Annotated in this window: 15 protein-coding genes; 6 read left to right on the forward strand and 9 right to left on the reverse strand. The window is 44.7% G+C overall.

The annotated features are described in order from the left end of the window. Nucleotides 1-114: 114 nt before the first annotated feature. Nucleotides 115-501: a Co2+/Mg2+ efflux protein ApaG gene (apaG, locus tag BMX95_RS01065; protein ID WP_081199435.1), complete on the reverse strand. Its 387-nt coding sequence runs from the start codon at nucleotides 499-501 to the stop codon at nucleotides 115-117. Between the two features lie 243 nt (nucleotides 502-744). On the opposite strand from apaG, the gene BMX95_RS01070 reads away from it, so the two are divergent. Beyond that, complete coding sequence (locus BMX95_RS01070; RefSeq protein ID WP_081199433.1) at nucleotides 745-2,196, forward strand: isocitrate/isopropylmalate family dehydrogenase; 1,452 nt, start codon at nucleotides 745-747, stop codon at nucleotides 2,194-2,196. A 68-nt stretch (nucleotides 2,197-2,264) separates the two neighbouring features. Here BMX95_RS01070 and BMX95_RS01075 read toward each other — a convergent pair whose 3' ends face one another. The 4 genes from BMX95_RS01075 to BMX95_RS01090 all read right to left on the reverse strand — a co-directional run bounded on the left by BMX95_RS01075 (nucleotide 2,265) and on the right by BMX95_RS01090 (nucleotide 4,283). Beyond that, complete coding sequence (locus tag BMX95_RS01075) at nucleotides 2,265-2,450, reverse strand: hypothetical protein (RefSeq protein WP_081199431.1); 186 nt, start codon at nucleotides 2,448-2,450, stop codon at nucleotides 2,265-2,267. 18 nt (nucleotides 2,451-2,468) lie between these two features. Continuing rightward, nucleotides 2,469-2,816 carry a translation initiation factor gene (locus BMX95_RS01080; protein WP_081199429.1) on the reverse strand — a complete coding sequence of 116 codons (348 nt, stop codon included), beginning with the start codon at nucleotides 2,814-2,816 and terminating at the stop codon, nucleotides 2,469-2,471. A gap of 11 nt (nucleotides 2,817-2,827) precedes the next feature. After that, the gene (gene nadC, locus BMX95_RS01085; RefSeq protein WP_081199427.1) at nucleotides 2,828-3,682 is read right to left on the reverse strand and encodes a carboxylating nicotinate-nucleotide diphosphorylase; all 855 of its coding nucleotides are present in this window, start codon (nucleotides 3,680-3,682) and stop codon (nucleotides 2,828-2,830) included. An 85-nt stretch (nucleotides 3,683-3,767) separates the two neighbouring features. Further along, nucleotides 3,768-4,283 carry a DUF4783 domain-containing protein gene (locus tag BMX95_RS01090; RefSeq protein WP_081199425.1) on the reverse strand — a complete coding sequence of 172 codons (516 nt, stop codon included), beginning with the start codon at nucleotides 4,281-4,283 and terminating at the stop codon, nucleotides 3,768-3,770. A 14-nt stretch (nucleotides 4,284-4,297) separates the two neighbouring features. Here BMX95_RS01090 and gpmI point away from each other — a divergent pair, with 14 nt between their 5' ends. Then, on the forward strand, nucleotides 4,298-5,821 hold the full coding sequence (gpmI, locus tag BMX95_RS01095) for a 2,3-bisphosphoglycerate-independent phosphoglycerate mutase (RefSeq protein ID WP_081199423.1): 1,524 nt from the start codon (nucleotides 4,298-4,300) through the stop codon (nucleotides 5,819-5,821). A 104-nt stretch (nucleotides 5,822-5,925) separates the two neighbouring features. Here the strand turns inward: gpmI and BMX95_RS01100 are convergent, their stop codons facing one another. Then, a complete protein-coding gene (locus BMX95_RS01100) occupies nucleotides 5,926-7,770 on the reverse strand; it encodes a cytochrome c oxidase subunit I (RefSeq protein WP_081199421.1) in 1,845 nt (614 codons plus the stop codon). A 268-nt stretch (nucleotides 7,771-8,038) separates the two neighbouring features. On the opposite strand from BMX95_RS01100, the gene BMX95_RS01105 reads away from it, so the two are divergent. The 4 genes from BMX95_RS01105 (at nucleotide 8,039) to uvrC (ending at nucleotide 12,776) form a co-directional block, all read left to right on the forward strand. Beyond that, entirely contained in the window at nucleotides 8,039-8,653 is a 615-nt protein-coding gene (locus BMX95_RS01105; RefSeq protein WP_242673099.1) for an RNA polymerase sigma factor, read from the forward strand. A gap of 70 nt (nucleotides 8,654-8,723) precedes the next feature. After that, on the forward strand, nucleotides 8,724-10,184 hold the full coding sequence (locus BMX95_RS01110) for an outer membrane beta-barrel protein (protein WP_081199419.1): 1,461 nt from the start codon (nucleotides 8,724-8,726) through the stop codon (nucleotides 10,182-10,184). Between the two features lie 150 nt (nucleotides 10,185-10,334). Further along, nucleotides 10,335-10,943, forward strand: coding sequence for a hypothetical protein (locus BMX95_RS01115; protein ID WP_081199417.1), 609 nt, complete (start codon nucleotides 10,335-10,337; stop codon nucleotides 10,941-10,943). 12 nt (nucleotides 10,944-10,955) lie between these two features. Then, nucleotides 10,956-12,776: an excinuclease ABC subunit UvrC gene (uvrC, locus tag BMX95_RS01120; RefSeq protein ID WP_081199415.1), complete on the forward strand. Its 1,821-nt coding sequence runs from the start codon at nucleotides 10,956-10,958 to the stop codon at nucleotides 12,774-12,776. Between the two features lie 341 nt (nucleotides 12,777-13,117). On the opposite strand, the gene porN is transcribed toward uvrC, so the two are convergent. The 3 genes from porN to porL all read right to left on the reverse strand — a co-directional run bounded on the left by porN (nucleotide 13,118) and on the right by porL (nucleotide 16,580). Further along, a complete protein-coding gene (gene porN, locus BMX95_RS01125; RefSeq protein WP_081199413.1) occupies nucleotides 13,118-14,149 on the reverse strand; it encodes a type IX secretion system ring subunit PorN/GldN in 1,032 nt (343 codons plus the stop codon). Between the two features lie 26 nt (nucleotides 14,150-14,175). After that, entirely contained in the window at nucleotides 14,176-15,726 is a 1,551-nt protein-coding gene (gene porM, locus BMX95_RS01130; RefSeq protein ID WP_081199411.1) for a type IX secretion system motor protein PorM/GldM, read from the reverse strand. A gap of 77 nt (nucleotides 15,727-15,803) precedes the next feature. Further along, nucleotides 15,804-16,580 (reverse strand): type IX secretion system motor protein PorL/GldL, encoded by a 777-nt coding sequence (gene porL, locus BMX95_RS01135; protein ID WP_081199409.1) that lies wholly within the window; start codon nucleotides 16,578-16,580, stop codon nucleotides 15,804-15,806. Between the last annotated feature and the right edge of the window lie 26 nt (nucleotides 16,581-16,606).

Consider the following 16,606-nt stretch of genomic DNA (forward strand, 5'->3'; position numbering starts at 1 on the left):
GAAATTTCGGGGAGCCTTTCCTTTTATAAGTTATTTACAATTGAATCGTTAATCTTGAAATTGAATGACCTGGTCAACTGGTTAACTCGTCAACTGGTCAACTGCGCTTGCGCCCTAATTCATCTTAAACGGCACTATCATCTCAAACACCGGGATGTTTACATCGAATGATGTTTTATTCAATAAATTCTCCATGAGATAGGTGCCATGCATTTTTCCCATTTCACTGCGCAGGTTACAACCACTCACATATTGATACCGCTCACCAGGCTGCAGGGTGGGTTGAACCCCTACTACTCCCTCGCCTTCTACTTCCCGGTTGGTACCATTGCTGTCGATAATATACCAGTGGCGGCGATGTAATTTAACTGGATAGTTATTGTGATTCTCGATGGTGATCCGATAGGCAAACATATATTCACCCGATACAGGGTTGGAATAATCGGGTTGATAGAACGTTTCGACACTTATTTCAATTCCTTCGGAAATCTTTGAGACCATTACGCTAACAAGTTTGGAATTTAAAGATAGTCAAAAATAAAAGCGCGCCATAGCAATTATTCACGTTTTAATATGAATTGTGTTGGGAATAGCTAATTTTGCCTCCGGATTTATTCACATCGACCAACATTAAACATCTTAACATGCTTCCTTCACCATAACTTATTCATTGATAAACAGATAACTCTAAAAACAGGTTGGTGACCGGTTGTATGTGGCTTTAAAAACAAAAACTATATACATATGAAAATTGCAGTGGCCAAAGGCGACGGCATAGGACCCGAGATTATGAGTGCCGTTTTAAAAATTTTCGACGCCAATAAAGTTCCCCTGGAATACGAAATAGTAGACATGGGTAAATGGGTATTCGACAAAGGTTTTTCAAACGGCATGACGCCCGAAGCCCAGCAAACCATCGAGCGCCTGGGCGTATTGTTCAAAGGGCCCATGGAAACCCCCAAGGGCAAAGGTGTAAAAAGCGTAAACGTTACTGCCCGTAAAACCTGGAACACCTACGCCAACAAACGCGTTTTTCAAACCCTGCACGGCGTTGATACCGTTTTCTCCAAAGCCGGCATTCCCATCGATATTACAGTTGTTCGCGAAAATATTGAAGATACTTATGGTGGCGTTGAGCACATGCTTACGCAGGACGTAGCATTGAGCCGCCGTTTTATCACGCGCCCCGGTAGCTTACAGGTTATTCGGTATGCATTTGAAATGGCCCGCCAGAAAAAGGCCCGCCGCATTACTTGCAGCCACAAGGCCAACATCATGAAGATCACCGACGGTTTGTTCCTCGACTGCTTTTATGAAGTAGCCAAAGAATATCCTGATCTGAAAGCTGATGATGTGATCGTTGATGACCTGTGTATGAAACTGGTTACCCGTCCCGATACATTTGATGTAGTGGTATTGACCAACCTGCAGGGAGATATCGTATCTGACCTGTGTGCTGGTTTAGTGGGTGGTTTGGGATTTGCACCCAGCGCCAACATTGGTGACCACATTTGCATTTTCGAAGCCGTGCATGGTACAGCACCTGATATTGCCGGTAAGAACATTGCCAACCCTACAGCACTGTTGTTAAGCGGTTTCGCTATGCTGCGTCACCTGGGTCTTACAGAAAATGCAGCGGTTATTGAAAACGCACTGTTATATACGCTTGAACAAGGTGTACACACAGGAGATTTCGGCGATAAAAGCAAACCCAGCCTCAATACCACAGAGTTTGCCGATGCCATCATCAGCAACTTCGGTAAAACACCTGAGTTAAATGCCAAACAATTGATCCCTAATAAACCAGGTACGCCTACTCCTTTAAAGCTGGAAAGAAACACCATGCTGGTTACAAAAGAAGTAGAGAATGAAAAGATCATTGGTGTCGATATGTTCATCGAAAGCAATGAGCAACCTGATGTGATCGCTAAAAAATGTCAGCGTCATGCCGGGGTTAAATTCAACCTCATCAACATCAGCAACCGGGGTACCCAGGTATGGCCTACCGGCTCGGTTTATACGAACCTGGTGAACCAGTACAACGTTCGCTTTGAAAGCATCGATAACTATCCACTGAACCAACAGGACGTAATAGGCCTGTACGTGAGTTTAAGTGGTGATTTCAAAATACCTTCACTGGAATTATTGAACATGTGGGGAGATAAAAAATCGTATAGTTCTGCGGCAGGACAATAAGTAATCCTCAGCACCAAATAAAAAAGGCGCCTTGTCATCAAAACAAGGCGCCTTTTTACTATATTTTACTATCGCCATATTAACACACAGCCAACGATAACAGCCAATAAAGCAACCACCATTACCTTCAGTCCAAACACAGTCCAACCGCGGTCTTTATTTATAAATCCCATTGCCCAGGATGTTCCGCCAATCAATAGCGCAATGAAAGCTACAAACGTTAAAAAAGCAAAAAGAATAGTCCAACCTGACATGCTTGTTATTTTATATGCTTATCCCGCCTTTTTACTGTGTTTATATCCGTTCTTCAACAACCATTGCAGCACTTTATCGCGTTGATCGCCCTGGATCAGGATCTCGCCATCTTTAGCAGAACCGCCAGTACCGCAATAGTTTTTCAGTTTCTTACCCAGGTCTTCCAGGTCTTCTTCTGTACCAACAAAATCAACGATCAGCGTAACGGCCTTACCTGCCCGTAATCGGGTATTTAACCAGATGCGTAATTTTTGTTGCTCGGGTGGCAGGGTGCTCGACCCTCCCTGCTGCTCTTCTTCAAACTTAAAGTTGGGATCGGTGCTGTATACGAATCCTTTGTTATCGGGTTTGTTCTTTTTACTCATGGGTTGTTAGTTTAAACGATCACGGCCTTTAAACTTAAGTCAAGACTTACAGCCTGGTGAATAAGCGCCCCCACACTCACATAATCAACGCCGGTTTTTGCATAATCGGTAATGTTCTCCAAAGTTATTCCACCGCTGGCTTCGGTTTCATATTGACCGTTTATTATTTTCAAGGCCTGGCTAAGCTGCCCGGGTGTAAAGTTATCCAACATAATACGGTCAACTTTGCCAAAGGCTACTACCTTTTTCACATCATCCAGGCTACGCGTTTCCACTTCAATCTTTAACCCGGGTTTTACCTGTTGCACATATTGCCAGGCGCGGTCGATGGCTTTTTCCAACCCACCACTATAATCGATGTGATTATCCTTTAACATGATCATATCATACAAACCCATGCGGTGATTGTGGCCACCGCCAATACGTACTGCCTCTTTTTCAAGCAGTCGAAAACCGGGGATGGTTTTGCGGGTATCCAGCAATTTGGTGGCGTATCCTTTTAACTGGTCGGTATATTGACGGGTGAGGGTGGCAATGCCGCTCATGCGTTGCATACAATTCAACACCAGGCGTTCGCATTGCAGAATGGTATGCACGCCGGCAATTACTTCAAAAGCGTTTTCGCCCGGCACCATAGAATCGCCGTCTTTCTTAAAGGCAATAAAACGGGCGCCAGGTTCCTTATACCTGAAAATGGCCTCGGCCACCTGCATACCGGCAATGGTACCGGCCTGTTTTACCTTTAATACTGCTTTCCCTTTTGCATCTGCGGGTATAACCGATAAGGTGGAGTGATCTCCATCGCCTATATCTTCCTGCAGGGCCGCTTCAATTAATTGATGAAGCTGTTCGTTGAATGTGAGCATAGTTCAAAGGTAATCAATTGGCAATAAGCAATCGGCAACGTTTGCTATTGTCAGTTGGCTGTTGGTCCCGAGCGGCGTTGAAGGATTATTCCGTCATTTCAAATCCAAGCTCCTGAACAACCTGCTGGTCGCCTTTCTGCTTCATAAAGAATTTAGTGCGGAAGTTTCCATTTTTAGTTTGCAGTAGTCCAATGCAGAACTGGGAGCCATTTTGCTCCCCTTTATGTTTTACTACGAAGTTTTTTACAGTATTGGTGGCAAAAAAGTCTTTTAAGATCATTTCAGCCTGGCTTTTGCTGTAATTATCGCTTTTACCTGGTAATGATAAATCAATCCGGTTATCAAAGTACTTTGACAGTTGATTGGCATTACCCGTTTTCATAGCAGCAACTACGTCGTCGATAGAATAAAGGGGGGTAAATGACACCAGGACCAGCGAAATGGTTACCATCGCAAATCCCAGATACTTTTTCATAAATGAACAAATTTTACTTTTCACCGCTAAATTCGCTAAAAATATGCCAAAGTAAGAATGCCGCCAAAAATTACTACTACCGAAGCATTGCCTTACCTTTGCATTTCTCAATAACAAGCCAAACATAATCACCTAGTTATATGCAAAATAATAAAGCTATATTAGTCATAATGGACGGTTGGGGCCTTGGAAAGGTTAAATCTTCAGATGCTATTCAAAATGCAAAAACTCCTTTTGTAAGTTCATTGTATGCAAAATATCCTAATACCACTTTAACAACCTGTGGTGAGTTAGTAGGGTTACCCGATGGACAAATGGGAAATAGCGAAGTGGGCCACCTGAACCTGGGGGCCGGACGTATTGTGTACCAGGAATTACAGCGTATCAATGTTGCTGTACGTGATGGTTCATTCTTTAAAAATGAGCATTTGTTAAAAGCTATCCGCTACAGCAAAGAGAATAATAAGCCTTTACACCTTATAGGTTTGGTGAGTGATGGTGGTGTACACTCACACACCAATCATTTAAAAGCCATTATTACTTTATGTAAGCAGGAAGGTGTAAGCAATGTATTTGTACATGCCTTCACCGATGGCCGCGATACCGACCCCAAAAGCGGACTGGGTTTTGTTACCGACTTACAGCGCCACCTGAGCGAAAATGTAGGTAAAATTGCCACTATAGATGGCCGCTATTATGCAATGGACCGTGACAAACGCTGGGAACGTGTAAAGCTCGCTTATGATGCCATGGTTAATGGTATTGGCGAAAAAGCAACCGATGCGTTGGCTGCCATCGAGCAATCCTATGCCGCCAATGTTACCGATGAATTCATTAAGCCAACCGTTATTGTCGGCGCCGATCAAAAACCGGTAGCTACTATACAGGATGGCGATGGGGTTATCTGTTTTAACTTCCGCACCGACCGTTGCCGCGAGATCACCGAGGTACTGTCGCAAACCGATATGCCCGATTTTGGCATGAAGAAACTGTCGCTGAACTATACCACCATGACGGAGTATGATAAAACTTTCAAAAACGTGAACGTGGTATTTGAGAACGATAACCTGAATAACACGTTGGGCGAAATTCTGGCCAACAATGGCAAGAAACAGATCCGCATAGCCGAAACAGAAAAATACCCCCACGTATCTTTCTTTTTCAGCGGTGGCCGTGAGCAGCCTTTTGAAGGGGAACGCCGCATCATGATCCCTTCACCCAAAGTAGCTACCTACGATCTGAAACCCGAAATGAGCGCTAATGAAGTAACCGACGCCATTGTTCCGGAAATTGAAAAAGAATCAGCTGATTTTATCTGTTTGAACTTTGCCAATGCCGACATGGTGGGTCATACCGGGGTTTTCTCTGCCGCCATTAAAGCCGTTGAAACCGTTGACCATTGTGTTGAACGCGTGGTAACAGCCGCGTTAGCGCATGGCTACACAGTTTTCTTAACTGCCGACCATGGTAATGCCGATTACCTGATTAACCAGGATGGCACCCCCAATACAGCCCACACCATGAACCTGGTGCCTTTATTCGTTATCTCTACTGATTTTAAAGGAACCGTTAAACCAGGCAAACTGGGTGATATTGCGCCTACGATCCTTACTGCAATGCATTTACCTATTCCTCAGGAAATGACTGGTGATGTGTTGATTTAATAGTTGATAAAGAGAATGCCCTACGATATAAAAAACGGGGTTGGCGGTGTTAAACCACCAACCCTGTTTCTTTTTTGGGTTTCTTTTATCAACATGTCAACCTGTTAACTTCTAAGCGCACTTCCACTCTCCACAAATGGTCGTTCCCCCGCACCCACTGGTTCGGTTTGAGGTATAAATGATCTTTCGTCTCTGTCATAATCATAAGCCCAGCGATGTACTTCGGGTATTTCGCCCTCCCAGTTACCGTGTGGCGGATGTATAGGTGTTGTCCACTCAAGGGTGGTAGCCTGCCAGGGGTTTATAGTGGTTACCGTTCTTCCTTTAAAAATAGAATAGAAAAAGTTAAATACAAATAACAGCTGCACGGCAAAAACAATGATGGAGGCAATCGAAATAAACAGGTTCAGGTCTTCAAACTGATTGAACGATGCCCAGCCGCTATAATCCAGGTAACGGCGCGGCATACCTGCCAGCCCTTCATAGTGCATGGGCCAGAAAATGCAGTAAGCGCCCACCATGGTTACCCAAAAATGAATATTACCAAGTGTGGTATTCATATACCGGCCATACATTTTAGGGAACCAGTGATAAATGCCGGAAAACATGCCAAACATGGCCGCCACGCCCATTACCAGGTGAAAGTGTGCAATGATGAAATACGTGTCGTGCAATTGTATATCGATGGTTGAATTGCCCAGCCAGATGCCGGTAAGTCCGCCCGAAATAAATACGCTTACAAAACCGATGGCGAATAACATGCCCGGCGTAAAACGAATATTACCCCGCCACAGCGTGGTAAGCCAGTTAAATACTTTAATAGCCGAGGGAATGGCTATCAACAACGTCAATAATACGAACACTGAACCCAGAAAAGGATTCATGCCCGTTACAAACATATGATGCGCCCATACCAGGAACGATAAGATGGCGATGGCAAACAACGAACCAACCATGGCCGTGTATCCAAAGATGGGTTTGCGGGAATTGACGCTGATCACTTCCGATGCAATACCCATGGCTGGTAGTATCACAATGTATACTTCCGGGTGGCCCAGGAACCAGAACAGGTGCTGGTATAGAATAGCGCTACCGCCTTCATGGGGCAGGGCTTTGCCAATACTGCTTATATATATATCGCTGAGGTAAAAACTGGTACCTGCATGGCGGTCGAACAGCAACAGAATGAAACCTGAAAGCAATACCGGGAAAGACAGTAATCCCAGACAGGCAGTAAAGAACAGGGCCCAGATGGTTAAAGGCAATCGCGTCATGGTCATGCCTTTGGTGCGTAGGTTTAATATGGTTGAAATATAGTTGATGCCGCCCAGCAGGGTGCTTACCACAAACAAAGCCAGCGATATTAGCCAGTAATCAACACCCGCCCGCGAACCGGGCATGGCGTCCCCCAGCGCGCTTAACGGCGGGTAGGCCGTCCATCCCCCACTGGCCGGACCGCTTTCCAAAAACAGGGATGAGAACATGACAATGCTGGCGGCCAAAAAGAACCAGTAAGAAAGCATGTTCAACATGGGCGAAGCCATGTCGCGGGCCCCGCATTGCAGGGGTATTAAAAAGTTGGCAAAGGTGCCGCTAAGACCAGCAGTCAGCACAAAAAAGATCATAATGGTACCGTGCATGGTAACCAGCGAATAATAGAATTCGTGGTTTATTTGTCCGCCCTGCCCCCAGTGCCCCAGCAGGTCTTCCAAAATAGGAAACCTTTCGTTGGGATACCCCAATTGGATCCGGAACAGAACGGAGAAACCAGCTCCAATGATGGCCCAGATCATTCCTGTGATCAGGAACTGGCGGGCAATCATTTTATGGTCCTGGCTGAAAACATAATGACTCCAAAACGACTGTTTGGCATGTTCCCCATGCCCGTCCCCATCGTGTATTTCAATAGCAGGGGATCCGGACTGGGTTACTTCCTCTAAATTGGCCATGATCGCATGTTTTAAGATGTCTTGTAGAATATATTACTCGATTGGCAGGCCGGTTTCATGAAGTTGTCTTAAGATACAGGCAGGGTTATGTTGTTATTTTAAAAATGCAGCAAAACTTACGCCACCGGGTTAGGCTAAAGAGATGAAAGTCATGGCAATCTAAATAATAAGCGATTTAAACGCCCGCCCAAACCGGTTTTTGACACCTTAAAAAGGAAGTACGGATTGGTTAATTTTTTATGAATAGCGCAGCAATTACATCGAAAAATTGTCTAAATTACAGGGCAACCAAACGGTTTATATGACCGACGACGCCATTTTACAAGGCTGTTTACGTAACGACACTACTGCCCAGCGGGAATTGTACAACAGGTATAGTCCCAAAATGCTGTCTGTCTGTTACAGGTTCGCCCACCACCGGGAAGATGCTGAAGACATGTTACAGGAAGGATTTATCAAAGTGTTTTCACAGATACACACCTTTCAGAACAAAGGAGCATTTGAGGGTTGGATACGGCGAATCATAGTTCATACCTGTATCAACCATCTCAAAAAGAACAAAAAGTTCAACGAAAGCGTCGATATCATTCATGCCACCAGCATCCAGGTACGCGAAGAATCAGTGCCTTCCATAGTTCAGGCAAAACAGGTAGTAGAATGCATCCGCCTGCTACCCATAGGTTACCGTACGGTTCTTAACCTATATGCCATTGAAGGTTATTCGCACAAAGAAATTGCCGATATGCTGGACATTGAAGAAAGTACCAGCCGTTCGCAATATACCCGGGCCAAACAAATGCTTGAAGACATACTGGTGAAAAAGAAAATCATCATGCGGCCTAAAGAAAAAAGCAATTGGTTAGGTGTAGCAGCAGGAAGATAATCCACGACATCTCACATTACTGATACATACCAAACCCTATGAAAAACATCCCGTACAAACACTAATTGATATGGAGCGAGGTTATTACAATGAGGATATTGAAGAACTGCTGAAAGAGAAAGCTGACCAGTATAAGATGTATCCTTCTGATAAGGTGTGGAAAGGTATTCACCGTTCATTACACTCAAACAGAAAGTGGTATTGGTTTAGTTTGATTCTTTTTCTGGGTGCTGTTGGGTATTATACTTTCATTGAATTTATCACCCCATCTGCAAACAGCAAAGCTATAAGTGAAAATAACCCGGCCTCCAACATTTCCAAATCAACCGAAGCAACTACCGAATCAAATAATAACAAACCTGCAGTAATAGTTCCTTTTGGCAATCCCAAACAAAATGCCACCACTGCCGGCAGCACACCCAGACAAAGAGAATTTGTACTCAATCCTGACAACAACGAAACCAAAACAAGTGTAGTTGTCAATATGGATCAACCTGCAGCAGCAGCTGCAACAACAGCTATTCCGGAAGATCACAACCTGGTGTTTAATAATGAAACCCCGGTATATGACCTGAATGCCAAACCAGTTAAAAAACTGTGGCAGGCAGAACACATGGCGGCCGAAGCTGTAGAACCTGAACTTAACAAACAGGCTTTCCAGGTGCCGGCACAAACTGCTTTAACCAGCCCCACCTCCATCGACGAATCAAAACTGGGAGAGAATACGCATAATGCCGAAGAAGACCACAAACGCCTTGGCTGGCTGGCTAATAATGCCGTATATGAATTGTCGGTTCCCAAACAAAAACGGCTTGGCTGGCAGTTGACATTTGCTCCTACAATGAACTATCGCACCTGGCGGGGAAGCAACTATCCTTCAGATATGAAGACGTTGCCTTTTGCACCAAACTTTGAAGGCGATCCCGAAAAGTTTGTGAATCACAAACCAGCCCTTGGCTTTGAAGTAGGATCAAACATCCTGTATACACTCAACAAAACCTTTACACTGAAAGCGGGGTTACTGTTCAATTATGTGCGGTACGATATTCAGGCATACGCTTCTTCCGAAAGCGTGCCCGCTACCATTGCCTTTAATTCAAACATGGGCATTTCTACCGGCGAGCTCACCACTTACACCCGGTACCGCAACTTTGGCGGCGACGCTGCTGAAGACCTGCACAACCAGTACTTCCAGTTGTCTGTTCCTTTAGGGCTGGAAATAAACCTGCTGGGTAACGATAAAATTCACGTGGGCATTGGCGGGTCTGTTCAACCAACCTATTTATTGAACCGGAACAGCTACCTGCTTACCGCCGATTACAAATATGCTACCGAACCATCACTGGTTAGAAAATGGAATGTAAATACCAGCACGGAAGCATTTATCTCTTATAAAACCGGCGACCTGAAATGGCAGGTAGGACCGCAATTCCGTTATCAATTATTCTCCAGCTATGTCAAAAAATATCCTATCCGCGAGAACCTGTTTGACTATGGTATCAAGATAGGTGTAACCAAAACTATCCGCTAAATACGAGGCTGGAAATAGGAAGTAAGAGGTAAGAGCCTCGCGAGCTTCGTACATCCTATTTCTTACATCTTACTTCATTTCCTCACGCTCCCCTGCTTTACAATCAAATCGTGATCATCTTTTTCGAAAGACCTTTCATATTTTTACCCGATGAAGCGGATAAATCTATTACTACCGGCCCTGTTATTACTGGCCGTAGCCTGTAAACACAAACCCCAACAACCTGCAGGTGATACGCAATCGGCCCAGGACTCACTGGAATCCCCCACTTATTTACCCGTAGCAGATTTTATAAAAAGCGATATTGTCAAGGTAGATTCGTTTGCCGGCGGCATTCTGAAAAAAAAGGATACCGGGGGTAAGAAAGACTCAGCCTATATTCAACCAGCGGAGTTTCACCGGCTTGCCAGTCAGTTCATTTTTCCGGAACTGGATTCTGCCACCTTCCACGACCATTTTACCGAACATTCGCTGATGGATGAAACCACTGAAATGCTGAATTTCATTTATACAGCCAAAGAACCCGCCGGTTCACTGCGGAGCGTAATGGTATACCTGCGGCCCAGTCTGGCCACCGACCAGGTGAAACGTGTTTATATGGAACGGTCCTTCAACAGCGGCGATACCGCTATTGATCAGAAACTTACCTGGAAAATGATGGAGTACTTTTATGTGATTACCATTCGTCAACCAAAGAACGGGCCGGCTGTTACTTCTATGGAAAAGGTGATCTGGGACCCCCAGTATTTTGCCGATTAAGGAAACAACAACATGACAGCACAGGAATTTCAACAAATAGCGCCTACTTTACCGGTTGACCCCGGTATTTACAAATATTACGATTCGGGGGATACCCTGCTTTACGTAGGTAAGGCAAAGAACCTCCGCAAACGGGTGAGCTCTTATTTTTCCAAAACGTTCACCTCTTATAAAACCCATGAGCTGGTTCAGCGTATAAGACGCATAGAGTTCACTATTGTACCCAGTGAGCAAGATGCCTTCCTGCTGGAGAACTCGCTTATAAAACAGTTTCAGCCGCGTTTTAACATCAACCTGAAAGACGACAAGACCTATCCCTACATTGTCATCAAAAAAGAGAACTTCCCCCGTGTTTTTCTTACCCGCCGTAAAATAAACGACGGTTCAGAATACCTGGGCCCCTTTACTTCGGTAGCCAAAGTGCGCGAGCTGCTGGATTTTGTAAAGGCCAACATTCAATTGCGCACCTGTAAATTAAACCTTACCCCCGCCAATATAAAAAAGGGAAAGTTCAAAGTTTGTCTGGAATACCACCTGGGCAATTGCAAGGGCCCGTGCGAAAGCCACCAAACCGAGGAAGATTATGGGGAAGGCCTGCAGCAGTTACGGGCCGTGCTGAAAGGCAACCTGGGTCCCGTGATCAATCATTTCAAAAAAGAAATGCGGGAAGCAGCAGAGAGCCTGGCGTTTGAAAAAGCCCAGATCCTGCACAAGAAAATTGAACACCTTGAAGAATACGACGCCCGTTCCGTGATCGTGAGCCGGCACCTGGGCAATGCAGATGTGTTTTCGATCTTACGCGACGGGGACATTGCCTATGTCACCTACCTGATGATGCAGAACGGCACCATTGTACAAACCCATACTTCGCAATGGGAAACCCACCTCGATGAACCTATTGAAGAGGTGCTGGAATTTGCCATTGCACAATTGCGTTCCACCTTCAACAGCCTGAGCCCCGAGATCATTGTTCCTTTTGAAATTGAATACAATGAGCCGGAAATAGTGGTTACCGTGCCCAAAGCCGGTGATAAAAAGAAGCTGCTCGATATGGCCGCATTGAATGTGAACTATTTCAAGGAGGAGATCAGGCAACGGAAAATGCTGAAGCTCGATGGCCAGGATGCTTCTACCAAAAACCGGGTGCTGGAGCAAATAAAAAACGATCTGCAATTACCTGCCGTTCCCTTACATATTGAATGTTTCGATAACTCGAACTTTCAGGGCAGTTATCCCGTATCGGCCATGGTTTGTTTTAAAGATGGCGTGCCCAGCAAAAAAGATTACCGGCATTTCAATGTAAAAACGGTGCAGGGCATCAACGACTTTGCCACCATGAAAGAAGCCGTTACCCGGCGGTATAAACGGTTACAGCTGGAAGAGCAGCCATTTCCGCAGCTGGTGATCATCGATGGTGGTAAAGGACAATTGGGCGCCGCACTGGAAGGCATTAATGAGCTGGGTTTACAAGGCAAAATGACGCTGGTGGGACTGGCAAAGAATGAAGAGGAGATCTTTTTCCCGGGCGATAAGGAATCGGTAAAACTGCCTTATAACAGCGACAGCCTGAAACTGATCCGCTCCATTCGCGATGAGGTGCACCGTTTTGGGATAACTTTTCACCGGAAGAAACGTAGCCAGGGAACTTTTAAGAACGAACTGGAGCAAATAAAGGGCATTGGTAAGAATACCGCAGAACAATTGCTGAAAGAGTTCAAATCGGTTAAACGGGTGAAGGAATTGAGCCTCGAGGAGTTGAGTGCTGCTGTGGGGGCTGCCAAGGCGAATTTGATTAAGAACTACTTTGACAAACCCGATGAGGCTGAAGTATGAGGTAAGAAGTTCTTACTTCGCGAAACTTATAAACCACAAAGGGTCCCCATCTTCCGGGATCCTTTTTTTATGCCCGGAACCGGCTAAAAAGAAAAAGGGGCCCGGATAGACATCCAGCCCCGTTTTTAAAATCCAATATCCTATGAAAAACCATTGTAAAAATAGTGAATAGGCAGCACAAAACAATACCTAATACTGGGTATTTTTAAAAAATTCCTGATATAATGTTTGTGCAAAGACCCCGGATTGGCGTATGTCTTACAGGGTCTTACCGTATAAAAGCAAAAAGGGCACCGTAAAATTACGGTACCCTTTTTAGTTATATTGAGTTTCCTCTTGTCTTAGTATGACCAAAGGTCCTGTTCGTAGTTAAAGATCCGCTCTTTCATATCGTCGCCTTCTAACAGGGCGAGGATGGGATCTTTAATGTACGATCTGATGAATTCATCATTGGGGTTGTTAACAGTTGATTTGATAATGCGGCTTGCGAACATGCGGCTTTCAAACAACTCTTCCCAACTCATACGGGCGCCAAAGTTTTTACCATTGTACACCTCGTGTTTAGCAAAGATGGGTCTCAGATCGGGATAATATACCCAGAAGATAGGAGTTACATCGCGGTAAGAGCCATCGTCGTTGGTGATGGTTTTCAGCGGGGCGATCCCGAGGATACGCACCTGCATACGCGAAGATTCTTTATCGAAAACCCAGTCTTCTTTGATCCAGAATCTTTCTATTTTATCAGGATTGAACTCATCTACGATGGTAGTATCGCGCATCAGACCTTTAGAACCATCAGGGTCATTTTTCAGGTCAGGAACCTGGATCACCTTAGGTGTACCAACCAGTCCTTTCACGATTTCCTGGAAAGGCAAAGGTGTAGTAAACCGGTCGTCGTCTGGTGAAAACGCAGTGATACTGTCGTTTTTGATAGCATTTAACAGGATGTAGATGAACCGTTGATTACCCTGGTCGCCTTCTGCTTTGTATACGAAAGGCAGGTTCATTTTCTCGTGAACATCAATCTCACGCCAAACCCGTTGCATATACACGGCATCATCTTCCCGGATGTGTTCGTATGCTAAGGGAATCCGGTCTTTCACCAGGTTGCGCTCGATAGCATTGTCATTACGCAGCGATTTTTTGATCGGCGGAATGTCCAACTTCGCTTCTGGCGGTGCTGGTTTTACGGTATCAACCGGCGGAGGAGCTACTGCAGCAGTAGGTTGGTTCTTACTGCGGTTCGCAGACTTCGCGGTAGTCCGCTTGGCGGCTTTCCGGACAGGTTTTTTTCTGGCCTGAGCTTCTACTGTTGTGGCAGTAAAAGCCATCACAGTCAGCAACAAACACAATTTTATAATACGGTTCTTCATTTGTTCCCTGTTTTTATAATATTTTTTTACTTAAGGCTGAATTGCATGCCTGGGATCTCACGTTTACGGCCATCAGGTCCAACAACATTGATAGCGTCGATGAAGATCCTTGTTCCAGGACCAGCAGCTGAAACGATGCTGGCTGCCTGACCGCTCCAACGATTTCCTTCGTTGGTAGCTTCACGATACAACTGGATAGGGCCGCCTACAGCACCGATACGGTAGCTAACTACCTGGAAAGGGGCTAAGAAGTCGCTTTCTTCCAGTTTCGCGATAACTGCACCAATTGCTTTAAACTCTGCAGAAGAAATGTTTCCACCTTTTTTAGCGCCGATGAAGGCAGCTGGCGGAGGCAGATATTTTAAACGCATTGGGAATTCGAAGCTTTTGCCATTGGCATTTACAACGATCTTCGACATACCCGGTTTGCTTGGTTTTGCAACATAGTGGCCGTTGGCACCGCCTGTGATTGAACCATCGGCAAAGCTTACTCTTGTTTTTTCAGCACCTACGCTACCACCAGAAACGGTGAGCGGGTTTTCAACACCAATGTACAGTACGTTCATTTTCTCGAGGAAAATAGAAGCTCCTGAAGGAACACCTACTGTATACTTGATGGTTTTAACAACGTGTCCAACTGTACCATCTGGTTTGTTGAAATCGATGGTTACATTCACAGTATGATCACCTGTTCCACTGGCAGTTGTTTTATATAATGCTGTTCCTTCTGCGCTGATTGGCATAGACTGACCATTGATAGAGATCTTTGGTTTAGCTGCGTCGCTGAAGGCACCTACACCTGCAGTGATCTCTACCGGATCGCCAGGCATAGCGTAATTTGTATTTGATGTAGCGATAGCCTGGAACTGGTTGTAAACGATTTTTACCTCTCCGATTTTTGAGTGGAAAAAGTCTACTAACTGAGCTTCAGAATTTTTTACATCGTTCTGAAACTTGCTCAGGATAGTTAAAGCGGCAATAGCAGGGGTCATGTGGTAATAGCTTTGGATCCAGCCATTAACATCATTACCATACTTGTTACCTGATTTTGATGCAGGCACTGTTAAATCAATAGGCAGTGCTTTTTCAAAATGTGCAACATCCTTAGGATCAGTTAACAGGGCTAACATGTTCTTTTTGTAATCACCCAATTTGCTATACAACACTTTACCTTTTCCTTCCTTATCCATTAAACGGATAGGAGCGTCGAGGTTATCTGCATTGATCTCTTGTTTACCGGTAACGTGGTTTTCGTGTGTACCAGCAGCTTTTTCAAGATCAGCTTTCAGTGTCTCGATATATGCAAATACTTCGTCAGACAGTTTTTTAGCTTCTTCAGCTTTAGGCGCCCAGGCTTCAGCCTGTGCACGTGTGGTAGGGTCTTTTAATTTTTCAGCAAACGACTCGTAAGTCAGTTTGTTTTTATCAGTAATCAAGTCGTTTGACTTGGTGATACTACCGTTTACAGTTACGAAGGCATTGAGGATTTCTGATGATACGTTGAGTGCCAGCAGGGCTGTCAGCACCAGGTACATCATGTTGATCATCTTCTGCCTCGGCTCTTTAGGTAAAGCCATGGTTTAGGTTTTTCTAGTTTTACAATTTTGTTCTCTAATCTGATTGCATTTAGATACGGATATGGATCCCACCGTGATTAACGACCCTGCATAGCAGTGAGCATGTTACCATAGATGGTATTCAGGTGGCTCAGGTTACCTGCCAGTTTAGAGATCTGCTCATGTGCTTTTTTAGCATCATCTACGCTACCTTGCATAGTTTGTGAAGCCTGTACCAGGTTACCGTAGAAGCTGTTCATAGCTTTCAGGTGGTTGTTAGTATCCTGTAATTCCAGTTCATAAATAGCATTCAGTGAACCTAAGTTTTTGGTCAGAACCTGAACTTGTTCGTGGAACTGTTTTGTGCTGTCAGCAGCATTGTTGAAACTAGAAACTGTAGAAGCAGCGCCTTGATAAACATCTTTCATTTTATCGAGAGCGATAGTTACTTCTTTTGTTTTTGCTGTATAGTCAGAAGTAGTTTTAACTACATCAGATACATCAGCTATATTAGTAACAGTAGAACCTAATTTTTTGAAACCTTCGCTTAAGCGGGCCAGGTTAGCAGGAGTGATGTCAGCTTCCTGAAACATTTCGTCCATTTTAGCGATAGCGGGGTTGCCATTATTGCCACCACCAACACCACCGGCTAATTTTGGTAATGCTTCAGCAATAGCATGCATTTCTGATCCGGGAGGGGGTAAGAATGCATATACTACGAAGATCACAGCCTCTGTAATAAGACCTGCAGTTAAGAAAAAGTCAGCAAGCGCCTGGTGGGTAATTTTTTGCCAGGCACCGAAGATAACGACAGCAGCACCCATACATACGATTACGTTTACCAGTCTTTCAGTAGATTTAGAAACTCCAGCCATAACTTTAAATTTTAATTTTTAGAAAA

Source organism: Niastella yeongjuensis, assembly GCF_900110245.1.
In the GTDB taxonomy this organism is placed as follows: domain Bacteria; phylum Bacteroidota; class Bacteroidia; order Chitinophagales; family Chitinophagaceae; genus Niastella; species Niastella yeongjuensis.